This window comes from Albimonas marina, assembly GCF_029223255.1.
Lineage (GTDB): Bacteria > Pseudomonadota > Alphaproteobacteria > Rhodobacterales > Rhodobacteraceae > Albimonas.
Window position 1 is genome coordinate 77,754 of the sequence record NZ_JARHUC010000007.1, and the last position, 24,509, is coordinate 102,262.

The following is a 24,509-nucleotide window of genomic DNA, read 5'->3' on the forward strand; positions in this document are numbered from 1 at the left end:
CGAGTCGCTCTTTACGGCATCCGCGAGAGACGGCTCCGAAGAACAGGCGCTTTGCGAGGGCCGCAGGCCGCGCGACCGGGCGCCGGGGCGCGGGCCGATGCGCGAAAGACGCAGGCGGAGGGCGGGGCGGGGGGGCGAGCCCGTCCGCGGGGGCGGCGGGGCTTTCCTTCCTTCGCCGCGGATGCGACGATACGAATGCTGCAAAGCACAAAACGCAGAAGGGAGGCGCCCTTGCGCGCCGAAACCGAGTTCTCGCGCGAGATCTACGCGCAGATCGGCCCCGACGGGGCCCTCGACGCCGAGCGCTTCGGGCGCAAGGCGGCCACCCTGTCGCGCCTCGCCGCCCTCGGCATGCCCGTGAAGCCCGGCTTCGCGGTCGCCGCCGCCGCGGTCTCCGAGCTCGCCGACCGCGGCGCCGCCGCCCTGGGGCCGGGGTTCGAGGCGGCGCTGGCCGGCCTCGCCCCCGGCGCGCTGCTGGCGCTGCGCGCCTCGCCCGGCCGCAAGGAATGGGGCGGGCCCGCGACCCTGCTCAACCTCGGCGCCTCGGTCGAGGGGCTGGAGCCGCGCATCGGCGCCCGCGCCGCCCGCGACGCCACCCGCCGCCTGATCCACGCCTTCGCCGTGCATGTCGGGGGCGCCGATCCCGAGGCCTTCGAATACGCGCTCCACGACCTGCTGAAGGCCCATGGCGCGGACAGCGAGCACGACCTGGACGCCGACCAGCTCGACGAGCTGATCGAGACCTTCCTCGACCTGCACGAGGAGGAGACGGGCGACCCGTTCCCCGCCTCCCCCGCCGCCCAGCTCGCCGCCGCCATGGGCGCGATGGCCCGCGCCTGGGCCTCGACCTCCGCCCGCCTGCTGCGCGTCTCCCGCGGGGGGCCGGAGCAGGGGGGGCTGGCGCTGATCGTGCAGGAGATGGCGCTGGGCCTGGGCGCGGGCCTCTCGGGCGCGGGGCGCGTCGCCTTCCGCTCCGAGCGGTCGGGCGCGCCGGGCCTCTCGGGCCGGATGCTGTTCCAGGCCCAGGGCAACGACGCGCTGGCCGGCCTGCGCACCCCCCGCCTGATCGGCGCGGCCGAGCGCGGCGAGGCCGGCGTGCGCGACCCCTCGCTGGAGGAGGCCGCCCCCGAGGTCGCCGACCGCCTGCGCGCCCTGGGCGCCAAGGCCGAGCGCGCCTTCGAGGACGCCATGACGCTCGAGTTCACGCTCGAGAACGGGGCGCTCTTCGTGCTGGGGGCCGAGCCCACCCGGCGCTCCGCCCGCGCCTCGGTGCGCATCTGCGTCGATCTCGCCAAGTCCGGCGCCATCGGCGAGGAGGACGCGGTGCTGCGGGTCGAGCCGCGGATGCTGTCCGAACTGCTGCACCCCACCATCGACCCCATGGCCCCGCGCGACCTGCTGGCCCGCGGCCTGCCGGCGAGCCCCGGCGCCGCCTCGGGGCCCATCGTGTTCTCGGCCGAGGCCGCCGACGCCGCCGCCGCCCGCGGGATCCCCGCCGTTCTGGTGCGCGTCGAGACCTCGCCCGAGGACATCCGCGGCATGCATTCGGCCGCCGCGGTGCTGACCGTGCGCGGCGGCATGACCTCCCACGCCGCCGTGGTCGCGCGGGGCCTCGGCACGCCTTGCGTGGTGGGCTGCTCGGGCCTCTCGCTCGACCTCGAGGCGCGGGAGCTGACCGCCCCCGACGGGCGCGTCTTCCGCGAGGGCGACGCGATCACCGTCGACGGCGCCTCGGGCGAGGCGCTGGCGGGCGCCGCGCCGACCGTGCAGCCGGAATTCTCCGGCGCGCTGGCCGAGCTGATGGGCTGGGCCGACAAGCTGCGCCGGATGCGGGTGCGCGCCAACGCCGACACCGCCCAGGACGCCCGCGTGGCGCTGGGCTTCGCCGCCGACGGCATCGGCCTGTGCCGAACCGAGCACATGTTCTTCGAGAAGGGCCGCATCACCCCCATGCGCCGCATGATCCTGGCGGATCGCGAGGCCGACCGGCGCGCGGCGCTCGAGGTGCTGCTGCCCATGCAGCGCGCGGATTTCATGGGCCTCTACCGGGTGATGCAGGGCCTGCCGGTCACCATCCGCCTGCTCGACCCGCCCCTGCACGAGTTCCTGCCCCATCCCGACGAGGAGATCGACGACCTCGCCGAGGTCACCGGCCTCAGCCTGCGCCAGCTGCGCCGGCGCATCGCCGACATGCAGGAATTCAACCCCATGCTCGGCAAGCGCGGCTGCCGGCTGGGCATCACCATGCCCGAGATCTACCAGATGCAGGCCCGCGCCATCTTCGAGGCGCTGGCGCAGAGCTGGACCGACGGCCCCCTGGTGCGCCCCGAGATCATGATCCCCCTCGTCTCCGCCCGCCGCGAGGCCAGCCTGATCCGCCGCGACATCGACCAGATTGCGGCCTCGGTGTCGGAGGAGACAGGCAAGGCCTTCTCCTACAAGGTGGGCGTGATGGTCGAGACGCCGCGCGCGGCGCTGCGCGCAGGCGACCTGGCCGGCGACATGGATTTCCTCAGCTTCGGGACCAACGACCTCACCCAGATGACCTACGGCCTCAGCCGCGACGACGCCGGGCGCTTCATGCGCGACTACGTCAACTCCGGCGTCTTCGCCGAGGATCCGTTCCACTCGCTCGACGTCGAGGGCGTGGGCGAGCTGATGATGATCGCCCGCGACCGCGCCCGCGAGACGCGCATCGACATCCCGCTGGGCCTGTGCGGCGAGCATGGCGGCGACCCCGCGTCGATCCGCTTCTGCGAGGCGGCGGGGTTCGACTACGTCTCCTGCTCGCCCTTCCGCGTGCCCATCGCGCGGCTGGCCTGCGCCCAGGCCACCGTGCTGCAGCGTCGCCTCCAGGAAGAAGCCGAGGCCTGATCCCCGTGACGACAGAGACCCGCCCCGAGCCCTCCGCCGAGGCGCCCGACGGCGCCGCCCTGCTGCGCGCGATCCGCGACGGCGGCAAGCCGGCGCTCGCCCGGGCGCTGGCCCGCATCGAGGCGCGCCCCGAGGCGCCCGAGACGCTGGCCCTGCTCGACGCCGCCCACCAGAACCCGATGGGCCACGTGGTCGGCCTGACCGGGCCGCCGGGGGTGGGCAAGTCCTCGCTCGCCAACCGGCTGGTGGCGTCCTGGCGGGGCCGGGGCCGGACGGTGGGGGTGATCGCGGTGGACCCGTCCTCGCGCCGCTCGCGGGGCGCGCTGCTGGGCGACCGCACCCGGATCGAGACCGATCCCGAGGACCGCGGCGTCTTCGTGCGCTCGATGGCCGCCCGCGACCGGCTGGGGGGGCTCGCCGAGCTGACCTACCCCGCGATGACCCTGATGCGCGCCCTCTACGACCGGGTGCTGGTCGAGACGGTGGGCGTGGGCCAGTCGGAGACCGAGATCGCCGACATGGCCGACACCGTGGCGCTGTGCGTGCAGCCGGCCTCGGGCGACAGCCTGCAGTTCATGAAATCCGGCGTGATGGAGGTGCCCCACCTGCTGATCGTCACCAAGGCCGACCTCGGCCAGCCCGCCCGCCGGGCGCTGGCCGACCTCAAGGGCGCGCTCTCGCTGGCGCCGCCGCGTCCCGACGGCTCCACGCCCCGGGCGATCGCCTGCTCCTCGACCGAGCTCGACGGGGCGGAGACGGCCGTCGAGGCGCTGGAGGCGCGCGTCGCCGACGTGCCCTGGGACACGCTGAAGGCCCAGCGCGACCGCAACGCCCGCGCCTGGGCGGAGCATGCGCTGAGGGCCCAGTGGGGGCGGCGGGGGCTGGAGGCGGCGGCCGGCGACCTCGAATCACCGCGATTCGCCGAGTCTCCCTTTCAAACGGCCGGTCAGGCGATGGCAAGGCTGGAAAACAGCGTAAATGGGGTCTTGCGTCATTAACTCTTTTATAGAGCGATTTCATACAATTAGATGATAACCTCTCCGGGTCCCTGCCTGCGGCAAGGGCATTCCTGCTGGATTCAAGGGCGCCGAACGTGACAACAGGCCGTTCGAGACGAGATCAGCACACGACCGGAGAGGCCCGATGGCGCGCAAGCTTCATCGCTGGACCGCCGGCCGCCTGGCGGCCGCGATCCTTCGTCCGCGAGCTCTCCTGGGAGCCGCGATGATCACAGGAGTCGCCCTTTCGGGGGCGCTCGCGACGACTCAAGCAGCCCGCGCCGACGCGCCCAGCTTCGTCACCGCCGCCCTCGGGGCCGAGCGGGCGGCGCTGGCCGGCGTCATGCAGCGCCGCGGGGCGGTGGACCTCGACGCGGTCCAGGGCCGCGTCATGCCGCGCTCCTCGGGCGCGGGCGACCTGGCGAGCCTGGACCTCGCCGACCGCAACACGCTCGCCTCGCTGCAGCGGGGCGAGAGCCGCACCAACCTCGGCCTCGCCGGCGTCGCCGCCGGCCAGCAGTCGTGGGACGCCTTCGACAAGGCCAAGGCCGCCGGCGGGCCCGAATGGCGCTGCCTGACCGAGGCGCTCTACTTCGAGGCCCGCGGCGAAAGCCTCGCGGGGCAGGTGGCGGTGGCCGAGGTGATCCTGAACCGGGTCGACGCCGCGGTGTTCCCCGACAGCGTCTGCGGCGTGGTCAAGCAGGGCGCGGCCTCCGGCAAGCTCCATGCCTGCCAGTTCTCCTACAACTGCGACGGCAAGCCCGAGCACATCAACGAGCCGGGGGCCTTCGACCAGGTCGGCCGCGTGGCCCGCGTGATGCTCGACGGCTGGGCGCGCACCCTGACCCGGGGCGCCACCTACTACCACACCAACGCCGTGCGCCCCCGCTGGGCCCGCAAGTTCGAAGAGACGGCCGAGATCGGGCCGCACATCTTCTACCGGCGCCCGGACACCATCGCCAGCAAGTGAGGCGCGACGGGACCGGCGCCGCCGGTCCCGGACCCCGTCGGCGCGGGCGATTTCAGTCCCATCGCGAAATCCTTTTTCCGCGCGCGGCTCCCGAAGCCGCGCGCGGTTCTGGTTGGGATGGCGAATCGAAATCAACCTGTGGTTGACAAGCCTTCAGGAACATTATGAATATCGTCATGCGATGTTCACATTGTCGGTGACCGGAGGCCCATTCCTTGTCCAAGCTCTTGATATCGCATGGTCGTCTGCCCGGCTACGTGGGGCGGGTCCTGGACGAGGCGTTCTTCGCGCCGCGCATTGCGGAAAGCCGGCGCCTGCGCCTGGACGATCCGATGCATGGCGCGCGCACCCGCTACCCCGAGGAAATGGAGCCGCTGCCCCCCGACACGCGGCTGGTCTCGGGCCTGCTGCCTTTCGGCTACTTCGACGGGCTGCATGAGCGGATCGTGCATGTCTGCGTGATGTCGGATCCGGAGGTCGCCTTCCTGCGCTTCGCCGCCCAGCTGCGGGAGATGCCGGCCGGCACGGCGCTGCGCATGACCGGCGCCCCGCGAGAGGCGCTGCCCTTCGACGATCCCGATGCGATGGTCGCCCGCCTGCTGGCCTCGCCCAGCGTGCGCCGCCTGCGGCTGGGCGCGCTGACCCGGCTCTGCGCCGGTCTGCCCGCCATCGGGGACGGGCCCGCGGACGAGACGCAGCTCCGCGCGGCGGAGGCGAACCTCGCGCGGGTGAACTTCCTGTGCGGGGTGGAGCCGCGGCTCGACTCCTTCCTCGACTACCTGTGCGGGATCTTCGGCTGGTCGCCCCCGCGCCCGGGCCTGCTGGACGCCGTGCCCGCGCCCCTGGTCGAGCCCGAGGCGCTGGGCCCCGCCGCCCGCGCCGCCCTGCGCGAGGCGACCGACGTCGACCGGCGCCTCTACGAGCGTCGCTGCGACAGCCGGGTCGCCCAGGTGGCCTGACGCCCCGCGCCGCGGGAGCGAAGGCAGGGAGGCAGGCCGGGCCCTACAGCCAGTCGCGCAGGATGGCCACCAGCGGCACGTCGGCGGGGGGCATGGGATAGTCGCGCAGCGCCGCCGGGCGCACCCAGGCGAGCTTCTGCCCCTCCCGCGACTGCGGCGTCCCCTCCCACTTGCGGCAGATCCACAGCGGCATCAGCAAGTGGAAGTCGTCGTATGCGTGGGAGGCGAAGGTCAGCGGCGCCAGGCAGCTCGTCCAGGTGCCGATGCCCAGCTCCTCGTGCAGCTCGCGCACCAGGCAGGCCTCGGGCGTCTCCCCGGGCTCGACCTTGCCGCCGGGGAATTCCCACAGGCCGGCCATCGACTTGCCCTCCGGCCGCTGGGCCAGAAGGACGCGGCCGTCCCGGTCGATCAGCGCGCAGGCCGCGACCAGGACGATCTTCTTCGCAGGCGAGGCCGGGGGAGCTTCGGGTGGGCTTCCGCTCACCCGATCAGCTCCGGTAGTCGGCGTTGATGGTGATGTAGCCGTGCGTCAGGTCGCAGGTCCACACGGTCGCTTTGCCCTCGCCGATGCCCAGGTCGCAGGTGATCGAGAGCTCGGGGTTCTTCATGTAGGCGGCCCCGTCGGCGTCCTTGTAGTCGGGCGAGACCCAGCCCCCCTCGGCCACCACGATGTCGCCGAAGCGGATGCCGATGCGGTCGCGGTCGGCGGGCTCGCCGCACTTGCCCACGGCCATCACCACGCGGCCCCAGTTGGGGTCCTCGCCGGCGATGGCGGTCTTGACCAGCGGGCTGTTGGCGATGGCGAGCGCCACCTTCTTGGCCGACTTGTCGGACTTCGCGCCGGTGACGGTGACGGCGACGAACTTCGTCGCCCCCTCGCCGTCGCGCACGATCTGCTGGGCGAGGTCGCGCAGCACCCGCTCGAGCGCCGCGGCGAACTCCGCCGCGCGGGGGTCCCGGCGCGACGTGATCGGCTCCATCGGCGCGCGGCCGGTGGCGCAGACCAGCACCGTGTCCGAGGTCGAGGTGTCGCTGTCGACCGTCACCGCGTTGAAGGTCCGCTCGGTCGCCTCCGAGAGCATCTTCTGCAGCACGTCGCGCTCGATGGCCGCGTCGGTGAACACGAAGCCCAGCATGGTCGCCATGTCCGGCGCGATCATGCCCGAGCCCTTGCAGAACCCCGCGATGGTCACGCGCGAGCCGCCCAGCGGCAGCACCTCGAACGCACCCTTGGGGAAGGTGTCGGTGGTCATGATCGCGCGGGCCGCATCCTCGCCCGCGTCCTCGTCGAGCGCGGCGTTCAGCTCCTCGAGCTTGGCGGCGATCTTCTCGTGGGGCAGGGGCTCGCCGATCACGCCGGTCGAGGCCATCCACACGCCCGACTTCGGCGCGCCGGTGGCCTTCGACACCGCCGCCGCCAGCGCCTCGACCGAGGCGACGCCCGCCTTGCCGGTGAAGGCGTTGGAGTTGCCGGAGTTCACCAGGATCGCCTGCGGACCCTTCACCGGGGCCGCGTCGCGCAGGGATTCGCACCACAGCACCGGCGCCGAGCGGGTGGAGGAGCGGGTGAAGACGCCGGCCACCGAGGTTCCCGGCGCGAGCATCGCCAGCATCACGTCCCGACGACCCTTGTAGCGCACGTTGGCCTCGACGGCGGCGAAGCGCACGCCGGCCACGGGCGGCAGGTCGGGGAAGGCGGCGGGCGCCAGCGGCGAGACGGGGGGCGGGGTCTTCTTCTTCGGCGCGGGCGCGGCCTCGGGGGCTGCGGGCGCGGGCGCCAGCGCCACCTCGGCGGGCGTCGCGTCGGCCGGCGCGGCCTGGGCGAGCAGCGTCTCCAGCGAGGCGACCTCGGCCTTCAGGGCGGCCAGGCGCTCCAGCGCGCCGGCCAGCGTGCCCGCGGGGGCCGCGGCCGCCGCCTTGGCTTTCTTCGACTTCTTCTTCTTGTCGTCCTTGGCCATGCGCGTCCCCTGCCTCGTCGTGCCGGCTCGATCCGTGGCGCGGGCCGCGGGCCCCGGCCCGATACGGAAAAAGGGCGGAGACGCGCCCACGCGTCCCCGCCCTCTTGCCATGTCCGCGCGGCCGGGAGAAGCCCGTTCAGGGCCCTCGCCGCGGTCTTTTCCGCACCGGGCGGGCCGCGTTCCACGGCCTCGCCCGAGGGGCGATCACTTCGGCGACAGCAGGTCGTCGCGGCGGATCGCCGAGGCGTCGGGCAGCGGGTCGGACATCTGCACGTCCGCGCCCGCGCGCAGTTCCTCGACCTTCTCGGTGGCGGCGGCGCGGGCGGCCTCCTGGGCCAGCTCGGCGCGCATCTCCTCGAAGGTGGGAACGGGCGCCTCGCGCTTGCCGGTGACCAGGATCAGGTGCCAGCCGAACTGCGTCTCGACGGGGCCGACCACCACGTTCTCGTCCGCGGCGAAGGCGGCCTCGGCGAAGGCGGGGACCATCTGCTCCTCGTCGAACCAGCCCAGGTCGCCGCCGCGGTCCTTGGTGCCGTCGGTGCCGTTCGCGCGCGCCAGCTCCGCGAAGTCGGCGCCGCCGTCGAGCTCGGCCTTCAGCGCGTCGGCCTTCTCCTTCTCCTTCACCAGGATGTGCGAGGCGCGGATCTGCGGCGTCGGCTCCATCGAGGCGGTCTTCTCCTCGTAGAGGGCGCGCAGCTTGTCCTCGGAGGTGGCCTCGGCGATCACCTTCGCCATCTCGGACTCGGCCAGGAACGACTTCTTGGCGATCTCGGCGTGCAGCGCCGCGATCGGATCGTCGCCGCGGCCGGCCTCCTGCGCCTGCTGGGCCAGCAGCTCCTGCACCACCGCCTGGTCGATCAGCGCCGGCAGCAGCTGCGCGTCGGGCAGCTGCTGGTACTGCTGGGGCAGGGAGGCGCGGGCGATGATCACCTCGGCCAGCGTCACCGGCTTGCCGTTCACCGTGGCGACCACGGTGTCGACCGTGGGCTCGGGCGCAGGGGTCGTCTCGGCGGCGGTCTCGGCCGCGGGCTTGGCGTCCTGCGCCGCGGCCGCGAAGGGCGCGAGCGAGGCGGGGATCAGCGCGGCGGCCGCGACGGCGAGGACCGCGGCGCGGCCCGTACGGGCGATGGGCATGAATGGCTCCCTTTGGTGCAGACGCCGTCCGGTCCCGGACGACGGTCTTTCGGATGGTTTCGGTTGAGGGACCTGTCCCCTCCCCGCCCCGGGTTCAACCCCGGGCGGGAAACCGCCGCGGCTTCGCCCAGATCCGGCCACGCCGGTCGAGCGCGCCGCGCGGCGCAGGGCAGGGGGGCGGATCGGGCCGTCTGTTCGCTCTCCCATGCGGGTCGCGGGCCGGGCGCGCGCAGGGCGGGACAGGGGCGCGCGTTGACAGCGCCCCGCCCGCCGCCTAACTGTCCGCTGGGCTCATGACGGGCCGTCGCGGCGCGGGTCAGGCCCCGTTTAACGCGCCCCCGACCGGCGGGCAAGCAGGGCGCCGACGCCCCTCTCCCCCCGGTGATGGCGCTTGAGCGGGCCGTTTCGCGCCCCGATCGTATTGGATTTCCGCCCGGGCGGCCGCGAACCGCATGGCACCCGGGGCTGGCGCCGCCTACATGGGGCGCTCGGAACGGCATGCGGAGCGGGCTCTACGGCGCTCCCGGCCGGCAGCTAGGATGAAGGCGAGACATGCTGGGACTGGGCGCCGCCGCCAGGAAGGTCTTCGGGACCGCCAACGATCGTCAGGTGAAGGCGTTGATGCGCAAGGTGCGCGCGATCAACGACCTCGAACCCGAGATCTCCGCCCTCTCCGACGAGGCGCTGCGCGCCAAGACGCAGGAGTTCCGGGACCGCCACGCCAAGGGCGAGAGCCTCGACGACCTCCTGCCCGAGGCCTTCGCCGTCGCCCGCGAAGGCGCCAAGCGCGCCCTGGGCATGCGGCCCTTCGACGTGCAGCTGGTGGGCGGCATGGTCCTCCACCAGGGCAAGATCTCCGAGATGAAGACCGGCGAGGGCAAGACCCTGGTCGCGGTCCTGCCCACCTATCTCAACGCCATCGCCGGCAAGGGCGTCCACGTCGTCACCGTGAACGACTACCTCGCCCGCCGCGACGCGGAGTGGATGGGCAAGGTCTACGGCTTCCTCGGCCTGACCACCGGCATCGTGACGCCGGGCGTCGGCGACGCCGAGCGCAAGGCCGCCTACGCCTGCGACGTCACCTACTGCACCAACAACGAGCTCGGGTTCGACTACCTGCGCGACAACATGAAGTTCCGGCTCGAGGACATGGTCCAGCGCGGCCACGCCTTCGCGATCGTGGACGAGGTCGACTCGATCCTGATCGACGAGGCGCGCACGCCCCTGATCATCTCCGGCCCGGCCGAGGACAGCTCCGAGACCTACCGCGCCGTCGACGCGATCATCCCCGAGATCCGCGACGAGCACTTCGACATCGACGAGAAGGCGCGCTCCGCGAACTTCACCGACGAGGGCAACGAGTTCATCGAGCAGCGCCTGGCCGCCGCGGGCCTGCTGCCCGAGGGGACCGGCCTCTACGATCCCGAGAACGTCTCCTACGTCCACCACGTCAACCAGGCCCTGCGCGCGCACAAGCTGTTCAAGAAGGACACGCACTACATCGTGCGCGGCGGCAAGGTCGTGATCATCGACGAGTTCACCGGCCGCATGATGGACGGCCGCCGCTTCGGCGACGGCCTGCACCAGGCGCTGGAGGCCAAGGAAGGCGTCCAGATCCAGCCCGAGAACGTCACCCTCGCCTCGATCACCTTCCAGAACCTGTTCCGGCTCTACGAGAAGCTCTCGGGCATGACCGGCACGGCGATGACGGAAGCCGAGGAGTTCGGCTCGATCTACGGGCTCGAGGTGGTGGAGATCCCCACCAACAAGCCCATCGCCCGCCAGGACGAGGACGACCAGGTCTTCCGCTCCGGCGACGAGAAGACGCTCGCCCTGATCGAGGCCATCGCCGACGCCCACCGCCGCGGCCAGCCCGCGCTGGTCGGCACCACCTCGATCGAGAAGTCCGAGCAGCTCTCCCACCTCCTCTCCCAGCCGCAGGCGCTGCTGAAGACCGCCGAGGTCCTTCGCAAGTTCGCCGAGCAGGCGAAGAAGAAGGAGGTCGAGCGCAAGGAATACCTCGAGGCGACCGCCGCCCATCTCGAGGCCGTCGCCAAGACCGGCAAGGGCATCCCGCACGAGGTCCTGAACGCCCGCCACCACGAGCGCGAGGCCTACATCGTCGCCAAGGGCGGCCTGCCCGGCGCGGTGACCATCGCCACCAACATGGCCGGCCGCGGCACCGACATCCAGCTGGGCGGCAACGTCGAGCTGATGGCCCGCGGCAAGCTGCTGGACGCGGGCGAGGAGGTGACCGACGAGCGCCTCGCCCAGGTCATGCAGGAGATCGCGCCCCAGGCCGAGCGCGACAAGCAGGCCGCGCTGGAGGCCGGCGGCCTGTGGGTCATCGGCACCGAGCGGCACGAGAGCCGGCGCATCGACAACCAGCTGCGCGGCCGCTCCGGCCGCCAGGGCGACCCGGGCCGGTCCTCGTTCTACCTGTCGCTCGACGACGACCTGATGCGCATCTTCGGCTCCGACCGCATGGACAAGATGCTCAAGACCCTGGGGCTCCAGGAGGGCGAGGCCATCGTCCACCCCTGGGTCAACAAGGCCATCGAGAAGGCCCAGGGCAAGGTCGAGGCGCGCAACTTCGACATCCGCAAGAACCTGCTGAAGTTCGACGACGTCATGAACGACCAGCGCAAGGCGATCTTCGCCCAGCGCCGGGAGATCATGGAGGCGGCGGACGTGCAGGAGACCGTGCGCGACATGCGCCACGAGCACATCGACGACCTCGTCGCCGAGCACATCCCCGAGCGCGCCTACGCCGACCAGTGGGACGTCGAGGGCCTCTACGCCAAGCTCCTCCAGGACTTCGGCCGCGAGATCCCCGTCATCGCCTGGGCGCAGGAGGAAGGCGTCGACGACGAGCACATCCGCGAGCGTCTCTACAAGCTCGCCGACGAGCAGATCGCCGAGAAGGCCGCCGCCTTCGGCCCCGACGTGATGCGCCAGATCGAGAAGTCGGTGCTGCTGCAGACCATCGACCACCACTGGCGCGAGCACCTGGTGACGCTCGAGCACCTGCGCTCGGTCATCGGCTTCCGCGGCTACGCGCAGCGCGATCCGCTCAACGAGTACAAGACCGAGGCGTTCGAGCTGTTCCAGGCCCTGCTGGGCCGCCTGCGCCGCGACGTGACCCGCCAGATCGCCTACGTGCAGGTGATGAGCCAGGACGAGGCCGCCCGCCAGCGCGCCGCCATGGCCGCCGCCGCCGACCAGCTCCAGGCCGCCGCCCAGCCCCGCCAGCCGGCCCCCGAGCCCGCGCTGGAAGGCGCCGGCGCATCGGCCGACGCGGCGCCCGCGCCGGCCCCGGCGCCGATCCAGGCCGCCGAGATCGACCCCACCGACCCCGCCACCTGGGGCCAGGTCGGGCGCAACGAGCCGTGCCCCTGCGGCTCGGGCCAGCGCTACAAGAACTGCCACGGCAAGGTCGCCTGATCCCCCGCGGCGCCTCCGCGACGGAGGCGCCGCGGCCGGCGTTCCGAAGATCCCGATCCCCCGCCCGCGGCGCGCCGCGGGCGGTTCGCGTTTGGGCGCCGTTTCTTGGGGCTGGCCGGGGGGAGACCTTCGGCGTCGCGCTTCCTCAGGCTTTTCGCGATATGCTGAGACGGCCGGCAGGGCCGGCCTCTGGCGAGCGTGCTGGCCGAGTCGGGCCGCGCCTCAAGGCCAAGCCCGGCTTCGCCGGGTCGCTGCGCGAGCCTTGACCCGCGACCCGACTCGCCTCTCTGCAGGCGGGAGCGCGGACGCTGGGCGGCTGCGGGGGGCGTTGCGCGAAGCGCGACGCGCGGAGGCGGTCGAGGCGGGCGTGGGGCGCAGCGCGGGACGGTGGAGGCAGGCCGGGCGGTTGGGGGCGCGCTTTTCTTTCGGTCCCTCGGACAGAGGCGCGCGACGGGCACGCCGGGGGCGCTTCGAGAGGCGCGTCGCGCAGGCGGGCTTGCGTCGGGCGCGCAAAAATCGTCTGTCTGCCTGATCAACGATCCGCCCGCATCGCTGGGCGATCCTTCCGCCGGACCTCCCGCCCATGCGCTTTCCCGCCGCGACCACGCCCCCCCGTCTGCTGACCCTGATCCTGCTGACCGCAGGAACCGCGGTGACGCTGAACCTGTTCGTCCCCTCGCTCGCGCATATCGCCGAGCACTTCGGCGTCTCCTACGCCGCGGCGGGGTGGCTGGTGTCGGGCTACCTCGGGGTCACGGCGGTGCTGCAGCTGATCATCGGCCCGCTGTCGGACCGCTTCGGACGCCGGCCGGTGCTGCTGACCTGCCTGGGCGCGTTCCTCGCGGCCTCTCTGGGCTGCCTGCTGGCGCAGGACTTCGGCACGCTGCTCGCCTTCCGCCTGCTGCAGGGGGCGATGATCGCGGGCTCGGCCCTGGCGCCGGCCATCGTGCGCGACATGCTCCCCCCGGCGGAGGCCGCCAGCCGCATCGGCTACATCGGCACCGCCATGGCGCTGGGGCCGATCCTGGGCCCCTCGATCGGCGGGCTGCTCGACGCGGGCTTCGGCTGGCGCGCCGCCTTCGCGCTCTACGCCCTCATCGCCCTGGGGCTGATCTGCGTGGTCTGGCGGGACCTGGGCGAGACCAACGCCCGCCGCACCGCCGACTTCGGCCGCCAGTTCCGCGAATATCCCGAGCTGCTCCGCTCCCGCCGCTTCTGGGGCTGCGCGCTGTGCATGGCCTGCTCGGTCGGGGCCTTCTTCGCCTTCATCGCCGGCGCCCCCCTGATCGCGCGCGAGGCGCTGGGGATCAGCCCCGCGGCGCTGGGCATCGCGCTGGGCTCGATCACCACCGGCTTCGCCGCGGGCGCCTTCCTGTCGGGGCGCTACGCCGCGCGGGTGGGGCTGACGGGGATGATGCTCGCCGGGCGGGTCGCGGCCTGCGCGGGTCTTGCGGGGGGGCTGCTGCTCGCCCTCTCGGGCCACGTCAGCGTCGCCTCGGTCTTCGGCGCCACCCTCTTCGTGGGCTTCGGCAACGGGCTGACCATGCCGTCCGCCAACGCCGGCGCCGTCTCGGTCCGCCCGCGGCTCGCCGGCAGCGCGGCGGGGCTGGCGGGGGCGCTGAACGTGGGCGGGGGCGCGGCGATCACCGCCGGCGTCACCGCCGCCATCTCCTTCGACCCCCGCGCCTCGGTGCTGCTGGGGCTGATGCTGGCGCTGTCCTTCCTGGGCCTGCTCGCCGCGGCCTGGGTGCGCCAGGTCGACCGGCGCGAGGCCGCCGCCGGGGGCCTCGCGCTCGGCATGGGCGGATCGCAGGCGCGCGAGCCGCGCTGAGCCGCGCGCCGTCGTTCGTTGACGCCACGCCCCCGCGGCGCGATCCTGTCCGCGGAGGCTCCCATGACCGTGCTGCGCATCGTTCCCAACCTCGCCCACCCCGACCCCGCCGCCGGCCGGGCCTTCTGGCAGGAGCTGCTGGGGCTCGAGCCGATCATGGACCTGGGCTGGATCGTCACCTGGGCGCCGCCCGCCCATCTCGACGAGCCCGAGCAGCGCCCCCAGCTCTCCATCGCCGCCGAGGGCGGGGGCGGCGCGCCGATCCCGGACCTGTCGATCGAGGTCGACGACCTCGACGTCGTCCACGCCCGCGCGCTGGCCATGGGCCTGACCATCGAACGCCCCCTGACCGACGAGCCCTGGGGCGTGCGCCGCTTCTTCCTGCGCGAACCCGGCGGGCGGCTGGTCAACATCCTCTCCCACCAGGGCGCTTTCCTCCCGCAACCGTGAGGCGATCCTCCGATCCTATGGCCGCCTGACCGTTGACGGGCGGGAGCGCGAGCGCCCATTCTGGCCGCGGCCAGAAAGGCTCGGGCGCCGGCGCCGCCGGCTCACCGTTCGATTGGGAGGAAATCCATGACCGACCGACTGCGCTTCGGCGTATTCCTCGCCCCGTTCCACAAGCCGGGCGTGAACCCCACCCTCGCCCTGCAGAACGACCTGGAGCTGATGCAGTGGCTCGACCGCTGCGGCTATGACGAGGCCTGGATCGGCGAGCACCACTCCGCCGGCTCCGAGATCATCGCCAGCCCCGAGATCTTCATCGCCGCCGCCGCCGAGCGGACCCGCCACATCAAGCTGGGCACCGGCGTCACCTCGCTGAGCTACCACAACCCGCTGTGGGTGGCCGAGCGGATGGTGCAGCTCGATCACATGACCCGCGGCCGGGTGATGTTCGGCGCGGGCCCGGGCGCGCTGCCCACCGACGCCAAGATGATCGGCATCGACCCCTCCCAGACCCGCGGCCTGCTGGAAGACAGCCTCGGCGTGATCATGAAGCTGCTCGAGAGCGAGGAGCCGGTCACCTTCAAGAACGACCGCTGGGACCTGCGCGAGGCGCGCCTGCACCTGCGCCCCTACTCGAACTTCGACGTCTGCGCGGCGGCCGTGGCCTCGCCCGCCGGGCCGCGGCTGGCCGGCCGGCACGGCATCGGGCTCTTGTCGATCGGCGCGACCTCGGCCGCGGGCTTCGACGCGCTCGCCCTGCACTGGGACGTGATGGAGGCCGAGGCCGCCGCCCACGGCAAGACCGTCGACCGGGACAAGTGGCGCCTCGTCGGCCTCGTGCACATCGCCGAGACCGAGGAGCAGGCCAAGAAGGACGTCGCCTACGGCATGGAGCAGTGGTTCCACTACTTCCAGGCCGTCGCCGCCTTCCCGCAGATGGCGGTCCCCGGCGACAACCTCGACGAGATGATCGCCTTCATCAACGAGAGCGGCTTCGGCGCCATCGGCACCCCGGACATGGCGGTGGCCCAGATCGACCGGCTGATGAAGCAGTCGAACGGCGGCTTCGGCGCCTACCTGATGCTGGCCCACAACTGGGCGAACCCGGAGGCCACGAAGAAGAGCTACGAGCTGATCGCCCGGCACGTGATGCCCCATTTCCAGGGCCACTTCCTGCCGACGATGGACTCGGCCGCCCGCGCCGAGAAGCTGCGCCCGGAACTGGCGGCCAAGCACGAGCAGGCGGTCGAGGACATGAAGGCCCGCTACGAGGCCGAGGTCGCCGGCCGCGCGAAGAAGCCCGAGGGCGTCGACGCGGGCTGAGGCCAGCCGTCGAAGCGCGCGCCCGTTGGGCGCGCGCGGGGGAGGGAGGCGCCCTGCGGGCGGGCTTCCTCCCTGAGCCGGCCGGGCGCTTCCCGGTCGGGCGGAGGCGCGGGGGGCGGGCGTCGCGGACGCTCCTGACTCACCAAAGAACAGGGGCCGCGCCTGTCCTTCGGATCCGTCTCTCGCTGACGATGCCTGAGCGAGTCGCCGGGAGGGGTCAAGGACAAGCCCCCTTCGGGGGTCGCTGCGCGATCCCTGACCCCTCCCGGCGACTCGCTCTTTACGGCATCAGCGAGAGACGGCTCCGAAGAACAGGCGCTTCGTGCGGGCCTGCGGGCGTCGCGCAGGGCGCGCCCGGGGCGTCGGTCGGGGCGTGAGCGGGCAGGAGCGCGCATGCGGAAAGGGCCGGTCGGGGAGGACCGGCCCGTTCGGGATTTGGCGGGACGCGGGCGCCGGGAGGGGCGCGCGCGGCTTACTGGTTGGCTTCGCGGATCTGCTCGGCCTTGGCCTTGTCGAAGGCCACGCCGTTCTGCTCGAACAGCTGGTCGAGCTCGCCCGACAGCGTCATCTCCGTGATGATGTCGCAGCCGCCCACGAACTCGCCCTTCACGTAGAGCTGCGGGATCGTCGGCCAGTCGGAGAAATCCTTGATCCCCTGGCGCACGGCGTCGTCGGCCAGGACGTTCACGTCCTTGAAGTCGACGCCCATGAAGTTCAGCACCCCGGCCACGCGGGCCGAGAAGCCGCACTGCGGCATCGACTTGGTGCCCTTCATGAACAGGACCACGTCGTTGGCCTTGATGTCGGCCTCGATCGTGGCGAAGGCGGGATTGGTCGCGGCTTCGGTCATTCGCGTCCTCCTCGGGGGACGATTTCGGGTCGGGGGCGCAGAGCCCGGCTCAGTCCGGCGCCCGTGTGGTCAGCGCGAGGGCGTGCAGCTCGCCCCCCATCCGGCCCTTCAGCGCGGCGTAGACCGCCCGCTGCTGCTGGACCCGGTTCATGCCCTTGAACTCCGGCGCGATGACGGTCGCCGCGTAGTGGTCCCCGTCGCCGGCGAGGTCGTTGATCTCGATCGACGCGTTCGGGAACGCCTCCTTGATCAGACGCTCGATCTCGCGGGATTCCATGGGCATCGGGCAGGCTCCGGATTCATTGCCGTTCCCGCCTAGAAGTAGAACCTGCCGCGCCCGCCTGCAAGGGAGGGCGGCCGGGCAGGCGAAGGGGCGGCGCGGCGGGCAGGGCCGCCGCGCGCCAGGCTCAGGCGACCTCGCCCATCATCCGCGCGAAGCCTGCGCCATGCGCCTCGCGCAGGGCCGCGAGCGGGGCGGAGGCGCCGCCCAGGATCACCGCGTCGCCCTCCAGCGTGCCGACCTGGCGGGCGGCGACGCCCGCGCGCGCGGCGGCGTCGAGCGCGCCCATCGCGGCCTTGGCGGGGCAGGCGAGCAGGTAGCGGCCCTGGTCCTCGCCGAAGAACCAGCCGGCGGCGCCCACGCCCTTGGGCGGGCCCGAGACCGCGGCGCCGCAGCCCGAGGCGAGCGCCATCTCGGCCGCCGCGACCGCGAGGCCGCCGTCCGAGAGGTCATGGGCCGCCGACAGCAGGCCGTCCGCCTTGAGGGCGCGCACCAGCTCGCCCGCCTTGCGCTCGGCCGCGAGGTCCACCGGCGGCGGCGGGCCTTCCTCGCGCCCGTGCAGCTCGTAGAGCCAGGCGGAACGGTCGAGCCAGCCCGAGGTCTCGCCCAGCAGGATCAGCACGTCGCCGCGCCGGCCCGCCATCGGGATCGCCTGGGAGAGGTCCTCCAGCAGGCCCACCGCGGCGATGGTCGGCGTGGGCTGGATCGCCTGGCCGTCGGTCTCGTTGTAGAGGCTGACGTTGCCCGAGACGATCGGCATGTCGAGCGCCGTGCACGCCTCGCCGATGCCCTGGATGCAGCCGACGAACTGGCCCATGATCCGCGGCTTCTCGGGGTTGCCGAAGTTCATGTTGTCGGTGGTTGCCAGCGGCCGGGCGCCGGTGGCGCAGAGGTTGCGGAAGCACTCCGCCACGGCCTGCCTGCCGCCCTCGACGGGGTCCGCGAAGCAGTAGCGCGGCGTCACGTCGGACGAGAAGGCCAGCGCCTTCTTCGTGCCGTGCACCCGCACCACCGCGGCGTCGGAGCCGGGGCCGCGGGCGGTGTCGGCGCCCACCGTGTGGTCGTACTGCTCCCACACCCAGGCGCGCGAGCAGAAGTTGGGCCGCCCGATCAGCGCCAGCAGGTCGGCGGCCGGATCGGCGCAGGCGGGCAGGTCCGTCACCCGGGGCGAGGCCGGCGTCGGCTCCCACGGGCGGTCGTATTCGGGGGCGGTGCCCGACAGGGCCGCCAGCGGCAGGTCGGCCTTCACCTCGCCGCCCAGCTTCACCAGGAAGCGGTCCTCGGCGATGGTCTTGCCGACGATGGCGAAGTCGAGGTCCCACTTGTCGAAGATGGCGCGGGCCTCCGCCTCCATCGACGGCTTGAGGACCATCAGCATCCGCTCCTGGCTTTCCGAGAGCATCATCTCGTAGGCCGTCATGTGGGTCTCGCGCTGGGGGACGGCGTCGAGGTCGAGCTCGATGCCCAGCCCGCCCTTGTCGCCCATCTCGACGGCCGAGCAGGTCAGACCCGCGGCGCCCATGTCCTGGATCGAAATGACCGCGCCCGAGGCCATCAGCTCCAGGCACGCCTCCAGCAGGCGTTTTTCCGTAAAGGGATCGCCGACCTGCACGGTCGGGCGTTTTTCCTCGGCGCCCTCGCCGAATTCCGCGGACGCCATGGTCGCGCCACCGACGCCGTCCCGGCCCGTCTTGGCGCCGAGGTAGACCACCGGCATGCCGACGCCGGAGGCCGCCGAGTAGAAGATCGCGTCCGCCTTGGCGATGCCGGCGGCGAAGGCGTTCACGAGGCAGTTGCCGTCATAGCCCGCGTGGAACCGGACTTCTCCGCCCACGTTCGGGACTCCAAAACAGTTGCCGTAGGAGCCGATGCCCTCGACCACGCCCGCGACCAGGCGTTTGGTCTTCGGATGCTCCGGCCGGCCGAAGCTGAGCGCGTTCATCGCCGCGATCGGCCGGGCGCCCATGGTGAAGACGTCGCGCAGGATGCCGCCGACGCCGGTCGCCGCCCCCTGGTGGGGCTCGATGTAGGAGGGGTGGTTGTGGCTCTCCATCTTGAAGATCACCGCGTCCCCGTCGCCGATGTCGACGACGCCGGCGTTCTCGCCGGGGCCGCAGATCACCTGCGGGCCCTCGGTGGGCAGGGTGCGGAGCCACTTCTTCGAGGACTTGTACGAGCAATGCTCGTTCCACATGGCCGAGAAGATGCCCAGCTCGGTCCAGCTCGGCGTGCGGCCGATCAGGTCCAGGATCCGCTGGTATTCCTCGGCCGTCAGGCCATGGTCCGCGGCGAGGGCTTGCGTGACGGCGGGTTCTGCGGACATGGTCCCTCCTGAACGAAGGTCGCCTTACCATGGCCCCGCGCGCCGGGGCCTCCCGGTGCGGAAAGGCGAAAGGCGCGGGCCTTCTATCCCGGCGCAGAGGCGAGGAAAAGATCGCATGTCATCCCAGGCCCCCGTCGCGGCCCGATCCGCGGGGGACATCTCGCCGCCCCCGCCCGGCGCGTGGCGGGGATATCTGGCGGTCGCGGCCGCGGTGGCGATCTGGGCGAGCTGGATCGTGATCACCCGCGTCCAGGTCACCGCGATCCCGCCCTCGGACGTGGCGCTGCTGCGCTTCGCGGTTCCCGCCCTGGTGCTGGCCCCGGTGTGGCTGAAGCGCGGGCTGGTCCCGAAGGGGCAGCCGCTGGGATCGCTCGCGATCATGGCGGTCGGCTGGGGCGGGCCCTTCGTGATGCTGATCTCCAAGGGGCTCGAGACGGTGCCCGCCTCGCTCTTCGGGCCGATGGTGCCCGCGACCCTGCCGCTGCTGGTGGCGCTGTTCGACCGGGCGGTGAACGGCGTGCCGGTGCGCGGCGCGCGCCTGCTGGGGCTGGTCCTGATCGCGGCCTCGATCGCGCTGATCGTGGGGCCGGCCTTCGCGCGGGCCGACGCAGGCTTCGTGACCGGGCTGCCCTACCTCGTCTGCGCGGCCTGCGGGTGGACGGCCTTCACGCTGGCCTATCGCTCGACCACGCTGACCGGGCTCGAGGCGACGGCCTACGTCTCGCTCTACTCCACGCCCTTCCTGATCGTCGTGTCGCTGATCTACGGCAGCGCGCTGCCCGAGGCGACGCTGGGCGAATGGGCCTTCTACCTGGTCTTCCAGGGCGTTCTGGCCGGCGTGATCTCGGTCGCGGCCTTCGGCTACGCGGTGCGGGCGCTGGGGGTGGCCAAGACCTCCGCCTGGACCTCGCTGGTGCCGATGGGGGCCGCCATCGGCGGCTGGGCCACGCTGGGCGAGCATCCCGGCCCGCTCGGCTGGACCGCGGTCTGCGCCGCCTGCCTCGGGGTCGCCACCGTCAACGGGGCCTTCGAGGGGCTGCGCCGCCGGCGCCGCGCCTGACGCCGCGCCCTCGTCCCATCCGCCGATGCGCGGGGGACGCGGGCCATGGCCCATGCGCCTCGCCCGTCGGGGAGAGCGCGGGTCTCTCAGGTCCTGTCGTGGGGTGTCCGCGGCCCGTAGTGTGGGGAAACGCTTGCGGCCGGTGACGATGGCGCGGGGTTCCTTGGGGGGGTGCTGCGCCGCCGCCGAGGGGGATCCGGCCGCGTTCGGACCGCGGACATAGACAATATCCGCATTCGGAGCCGTCGACACAAGGGTCTGCGCACGATCCCGCGAGCCTCATTCAGGCCGCGAGGCCCCCCCGCCGGTCCCTTCCGGACCGGGCAGCAGCCGGGTCAGGCCGACCGAGCCGGCCTCGGCGTCCTGAAAATCCAGCGACATGCGGATCGCGTCGCCCCGCCGCCACAGCTCGGTCAGGTCGTCGTAGAAGCGCGAGAACGGATGACCGGATTGTCCCGTCGCGATCACGAAAACCGAGCCGTCGGGGTCGGCGAAGTCCACCGCCATGCGGAAACCGGCGCCGAATCGGCTGACATAGGGTTCGTCCCCCCGCCCGACCGAGGCGGTGCGCATCAGCGTGTAGTCGCCGCCCGACACCTCGTGACGGATATTGACCAGCAGGCCCAGCAGGCCGAAGCCGCCCAGGACCTCGTGGTCCATCCGCGCCTCGTGCGCCTCCCCCCAGCGCCAGCCGCGGGGGTCCGAGCCGTAGGTCTCCGACAGCGTGTTCAACGCGTCGTCCAGCGCCAGCGCCGCGATCTCGGGGCAGGTCTCGACGCGGCTCGTCTTGTCGATGTCGCACCACACCGCCGCGCCGTCGACGTCGCGGAACACTCGCTCGACGAACTCCGGGCGCGGACCCTCGACGCGGCTGATCGCGGGGCCCAGCTCGTCGCCCGCGAGCCGCACGGTCAGGCGGCGCATCCATTCCGAGAAGATCAGCGGCTCGGGCGCATGCTCCGACATCTCGCCGTTCCAGTCGCCCAGCATCTCCAGCGCCTGCTGGCGGCGCGCGACCACCGGATCCTCGGGCGCCGCGGCGCCGGTCCACCACAGGTCCGAGGCGATCAGCGGCAGCACCGCGCGCGCCATCTCCGAGACCGCGTCGTTCTGCAGGGCCACGGCGCTGTCCTGGCTGTGGAACTCGCGCGCGGCCAGCTGCTTGCGCAGGCGGCGCATCCGGTAGGGGTCGCCCCAGTGGAAGCTCAGGTGCTCGGGGTAGGCGGCGTCGGTGGTGCGGTTGTTGGCGTTGGCGACCGCGCCGCTCTCGGGCCGCATCACCTTGGGCATGTCGTCGTAGGGGAGGTAGCCGCGCCAGTCGTTCGCCCCGATCCAGCCCGGGGCGGGCAGGCGGCCCTGGCCGGGGCTGGTCGGGCTGCGCAGGGGCGCGCGGCCGGTGACGAACATGCCCACGTCGGTGCGGTCCGCGACCGTGATGTTCAGCGCCGGCGCCACGTGGGCGCGCATCGCCTCGTGCGCCGCGTCGATCGAGCGGGCGTGCATCAGCGCGAACCCGGCCGAGAAGCTGGTGTCGTCGCCGGTCAGCGCCGTCCAGCTCAGCGCCGCCACGTGGCCCGCGGGGGTGACGTCGCCCACTCCCATCTGCTCGGGCGGCAGCACCGGGCCGTGGCGGGTCCAGCGCAGCGTGGTCTCGACCCGGTCGCCGCCGGCGAGGCCGATGAACTCGGTCCGCTCGCGGAACGGCTCCGAGCCGCCGGGGGTCAGGTAGCGGCCCTCGTCCTCGGGATCGAGCTTCTCGATGTAGACGTCGGCGTCGTCGACATAGGCCGAGGTCAGCCCCCAGGCGAGGTCCGAATTCCGCCCGATCAGCACCAGCGGCATCCCCGGCACCGTCGCCCCGATCACCCCGCCCGACGGCAGCTGCAGCCGCGCGAGATACCAAAGCGAGGGCGCCGAGAACCACAGGTGCGGGTCGTTCGCCAGCACCGGCGCCTCGGCCGCGGTGCGCGAGGGGCCCAGCGCCCAGGCGTTCGAGGCGCCCCCCTCGCCCGGCGGCGACAGGATCTGGCGCCCGGAGGGGCCCTGCGGCCCCGCGAAACGCCCGCCCGGGAACAGGTTGGCGTAGCTCGACCGCCGCGCGTCGCCCGGGGCGAGCGCCTGCTTCAGGGGCTCGATCTCCGCCCCCTCGGGATAGTCGGGCAGGATGTCGCGCAGCCGCGCGCCCGGCAGCAGCAGCGACAGCGCCGCGCGCCGCACCTCGACCGCCGCCTGGTCGGTCAGGCGCAGCGCCACGAGCTTGGCGATCGACAGGCTGTCGGCCGGCGTCCAGGGCGCGATCGAGGAGGAGAAGAGGTAGAATTCCGGCGCGCCCCGCCCCAGCGCCTCCCGCCCCACGGCGCGGATGTAGGCGTTCACGCCCTTCGCATAGGCCTCGAGCGCGGCCTGCGCCTCGGGCGTCTGGTGGGCGAGCCCCTCGCGCGCCAGGCCGTAGAGGTCGAGCGCGCGCATCATCCGGTCGACGGGCAGGGTGACCTCGCCGAACAGCTCCGACAGCCGGCCCTGGGCGGCGCGGCGCGAGGTCTCCATCTGCCACAGCCGGTCCTGGGCATGGGCGAAGCCGAGCCCGTAGTAGACGTCGGCCTCGGTCTCGCCGCGGATGTGGGGGACGGCGTGCAGGTCGCGCAGCACGTCGACGCGCGCGCTCAGCCCCGGCGCCTCGAAGTCGCGGTCGTAGTCGGGGATCGAGCCCGAGACGAGCACCCAGGTCAGCGCCAGCGCCCCGAGCGCGAGCGCCGCCATGACGCCGAACAGGCGCGAAAGCCATTTGAAAAGCTGGGCCAATCCGCCGTCCCGCGCCGCGCGTTGCGTTCGTTAGGTTCATCGCCGGTCCCGCCGCCGTCGTCTCCGCCCGCGCCCGGCGCGAAAGGGGGGCGCGGCGGCGTCGGCGGGACGGGGCGATTCCCCGGCGGCTTGACCTGACCATCCCCGGCGGACAGTTTCCAGCCCTGAGGGGCGGGCGACGCCGCGGCGGGGCCGCGCGCCGGCCCGACCGCCAAGACGCCAGGCATCTTCGCGCGGCGAGGTCGCGCGCCATCATCGGACGGAGGAACTCCCCATGGCCAAATGCGCGTTCATCGGACTGGGGGTGATGGGCTTCCCCATGGCCGGCCACCTTCAGGCCAAGGGCCACGAGGTGACGGTGTGGAACCGCACCCACGCCAAGGCCGAGACATGGGTCGAGACCCACGGCGGCAAGATGGCCGCCTCGCCCGCCGGCGCGGCCGAGGGGGCCGAGTTCGTCTTCGCCTGCGTGGGCAACGACGACGACCTGCGCCAGGTGACCACCGGCCCCGGCGGCGCCTTCGAGGGGCTGGGCGCGGGCGCGATCTTCATCGACAACACCACCGCCTCGGCGGGCGTGGCGCGCGAGCTGCACGCGGCCGCGGCCGAGCATGGCGCCGACTTCATCGACGCCCCCGTCTCCGGCGGCCAGGCCGGCGCCGAGAACGGCGTGCTGACGGTGATGTGCGGCGGCGACGAGGCGCCCTACGCCAAGGCCGAGCCGGTGATCGGCTGCTTCGCCCGGTCGTGCCGCCTGCTGGGGCCGTCGGGCTCGGGGCAGCTGACCAAGATGGTCAACCAGATCTGCATCGCGGGGCTGGTGCAGGGCCTGGCCGAGGGGCTCGCCTTCGCGCAGAAGGCCGGGCTCGACGGCGAGGCGGTGGTCGACGTGATCTCCAAGGGCGCGGCGGGGTCGTGGCAGATGGAGAACCGCCACAAGACGATGCTGGCCGACCAGTTCGACTTCGGCTTCGCGGTGGACTGGATGCGCAAGGACCTCGGGATCTGCCTCGCCGAGGCGCGCGAGAACGGCGCCTCGCTGCCGGTGGCGGCGCTGGTCGACCAGTTCTACGCCCAGGTCCAGCAGATGGGCGGCGGGCGCTGGGACACCTCCTCCCTGATCAAGCGCCTGGCCTGATCCCTCCGCGGCGCGGGGCCCCTGCGGGGGCGCCGCGTCGGCCCGCCCGCCCGGGGGCCGGTCGCGCCCGCGGCGCAGGGCGGGCGTCGCGCCGGTCGCCCGGGGGCGAGGCGCGGGC

The 24,509-nt window shown here is 72.9% G+C and carries 16 protein-coding genes and 1 pseudogene; 10 read left to right on the forward strand and 7 right to left on the reverse strand.

Annotation, left to right across the window (positions count from 1 at the left end; all coding sequences use genetic code 11):
- Positions 1 to 231 precede the first annotated feature (231 nt).
- The 4 genes from ppdK to P2H44_RS18795 all read left to right on the forward strand — a co-directional run bounded on the left by ppdK (position 232) and on the right by P2H44_RS18795 (position 5,801).
- Positions 232 to 2,874: a pyruvate, phosphate dikinase gene (gene ppdK / locus P2H44_RS18780; RefSeq protein ID WP_275765858.1), complete on the forward strand. Its 2,643-nt coding sequence runs from the start codon at positions 232 to 234 to the stop codon at positions 2,872 to 2,874.
- A gap of 5 nt (positions 2,875 to 2,879) precedes the next feature.
- The gene (locus tag P2H44_RS18785; RefSeq protein WP_275765860.1) at positions 2,880 to 3,872 is read left to right on the forward strand and encodes an ArgK/MeaB family GTPase; all 993 of its coding nucleotides are present in this window, start codon (positions 2,880 to 2,882) and stop codon (positions 3,870 to 3,872) included.
- A gap of 226 nt (positions 3,873 to 4,098) precedes the next feature.
- Positions 4,099 to 4,842 carry a cell wall hydrolase gene (locus P2H44_RS18790; RefSeq protein ID WP_275765862.1) on the forward strand — a complete coding sequence of 248 codons (744 nt, stop codon included), beginning with the start codon at positions 4,099 to 4,101 and terminating at the stop codon, positions 4,840 to 4,842.
- Positions 4,843 to 5,057: 215 nt separating this feature from the next.
- Positions 5,058 to 5,801, forward strand: a complete 744-nt coding sequence (locus P2H44_RS18795) for a hypothetical protein (RefSeq protein WP_275765863.1) — start codon at positions 5,058 to 5,060, stop codon at positions 5,799 to 5,801.
- A 43-nt stretch (positions 5,802 to 5,844) separates the two neighbouring features.
- On the opposite strand, the gene mutT is transcribed toward P2H44_RS18795, so the two are convergent.
- The 3 genes from mutT to P2H44_RS18810 form a co-directional block, all read right to left on the reverse strand.
- On the reverse strand, positions 5,845 to 6,285 hold the full coding sequence (mutT, locus tag P2H44_RS18800; RefSeq protein WP_275765866.1) for an 8-oxo-dGTP diphosphatase MutT: 441 nt from the start codon (positions 6,283 to 6,285) through the stop codon (positions 5,845 to 5,847).
- 4 nt (positions 6,286 to 6,289) lie between these two features.
- Positions 6,290 to 7,759, reverse strand: coding sequence for a bifunctional glutamate N-acetyltransferase/amino-acid acetyltransferase ArgJ (gene argJ, locus P2H44_RS18805; RefSeq protein WP_275765869.1), 1,470 nt, complete (start codon positions 7,757 to 7,759; stop codon positions 6,290 to 6,292).
- Between the two features lie 204 nt (positions 7,760 to 7,963).
- On the reverse strand, positions 7,964 to 8,893 hold the full coding sequence (locus tag P2H44_RS18810) for a peptidylprolyl isomerase (protein ID WP_275765872.1): 930 nt from the start codon (positions 8,891 to 8,893) through the stop codon (positions 7,964 to 7,966).
- 552 nt (positions 8,894 to 9,445) lie between these two features.
- Between P2H44_RS18810 and secA the strand changes: the two genes are divergently transcribed.
- The 4 genes from secA (at position 9,446) to P2H44_RS18830 (ending at position 15,938) form a co-directional block, all read left to right on the forward strand.
- The gene (gene secA, locus P2H44_RS18815; RefSeq protein WP_275765874.1) at positions 9,446 to 12,337 is read left to right on the forward strand and encodes a preprotein translocase subunit SecA; all 2,892 of its coding nucleotides are present in this window, start codon (positions 9,446 to 9,448) and stop codon (positions 12,335 to 12,337) included.
- A 583-nt stretch (positions 12,338 to 12,920) separates the two neighbouring features.
- On the forward strand, positions 12,921 to 14,168 hold the full coding sequence (locus P2H44_RS18820) for a multidrug effflux MFS transporter (RefSeq protein ID WP_275765878.1): 1,248 nt from the start codon (positions 12,921 to 12,923) through the stop codon (positions 14,166 to 14,168).
- Positions 14,169 to 14,231: 63 nt separating this feature from the next.
- Positions 14,232 to 14,618, forward strand: a complete 387-nt coding sequence (locus tag P2H44_RS18825; RefSeq protein WP_275765881.1) for a VOC family protein — start codon at positions 14,232 to 14,234, stop codon at positions 14,616 to 14,618.
- A gap of 126 nt (positions 14,619 to 14,744) precedes the next feature.
- Complete coding sequence (locus P2H44_RS18830) at positions 14,745 to 15,938, forward strand: LLM class flavin-dependent oxidoreductase (protein ID WP_275765884.1); 1,194 nt, start codon at positions 14,745 to 14,747, stop codon at positions 15,936 to 15,938.
- A gap of 472 nt (positions 15,939 to 16,410) precedes the next feature.
- On the opposite strand, the gene grxD is transcribed toward P2H44_RS18830, so the two are convergent.
- The 3 genes from grxD to purL all read right to left on the reverse strand — a co-directional run bounded on the left by grxD (position 16,411) and on the right by purL (position 19,391).
- On the reverse strand, positions 16,411 to 16,788 hold the full coding sequence (gene grxD, locus P2H44_RS18835) for a Grx4 family monothiol glutaredoxin (protein ID WP_275765887.1): 378 nt from the start codon (positions 16,786 to 16,788) through the stop codon (positions 16,411 to 16,413).
- A 49-nt stretch (positions 16,789 to 16,837) separates the two neighbouring features.
- Entirely contained in the window at positions 16,838 to 17,071 is a 234-nt protein-coding gene (locus tag P2H44_RS18840; RefSeq protein WP_275765890.1) for a BolA family protein, read from the reverse strand.
- Positions 17,072 to 17,195: 124 nt separating this feature from the next.
- Positions 17,196 to 19,391, reverse strand: coding sequence for a phosphoribosylformylglycinamidine synthase subunit PurL (gene purL, locus P2H44_RS18845; RefSeq protein ID WP_275765893.1), 2,196 nt, complete (start codon positions 19,389 to 19,391; stop codon positions 17,196 to 17,198).
- Between the two features lie 115 nt (positions 19,392 to 19,506).
- Between purL and P2H44_RS18850 the strand changes: the two genes are divergently transcribed.
- On the forward strand, positions 19,507 to 20,451 hold the full coding sequence (locus P2H44_RS18850; protein ID WP_275765896.1) for a DMT family transporter: 945 nt from the start codon (positions 19,507 to 19,509) through the stop codon (positions 20,449 to 20,451).
- Between the two features lie 279 nt (positions 20,452 to 20,730).
- Here P2H44_RS18850 and P2H44_RS18855 read toward each other — a convergent pair whose 3' ends face one another.
- Positions 20,731 to 23,253, reverse strand: a complete 2,523-nt coding sequence (locus P2H44_RS18855) for a penicillin acylase family protein (RefSeq protein WP_275765899.1) — start codon at positions 23,251 to 23,253, stop codon at positions 20,731 to 20,733.
- Positions 23,254 to 23,521: 268 nt separating this feature from the next.
- On the opposite strand from P2H44_RS18855, the pseudogene P2H44_RS18860 reads away from it, so the two are divergent.
- Positions 23,522 to 24,391: pseudogene (locus tag P2H44_RS18860) on the forward strand (NAD(P)-dependent oxidoreductase); the annotation flags it as partial.
- Positions 24,392 to 24,509: the final 118 nt, after the last annotated feature.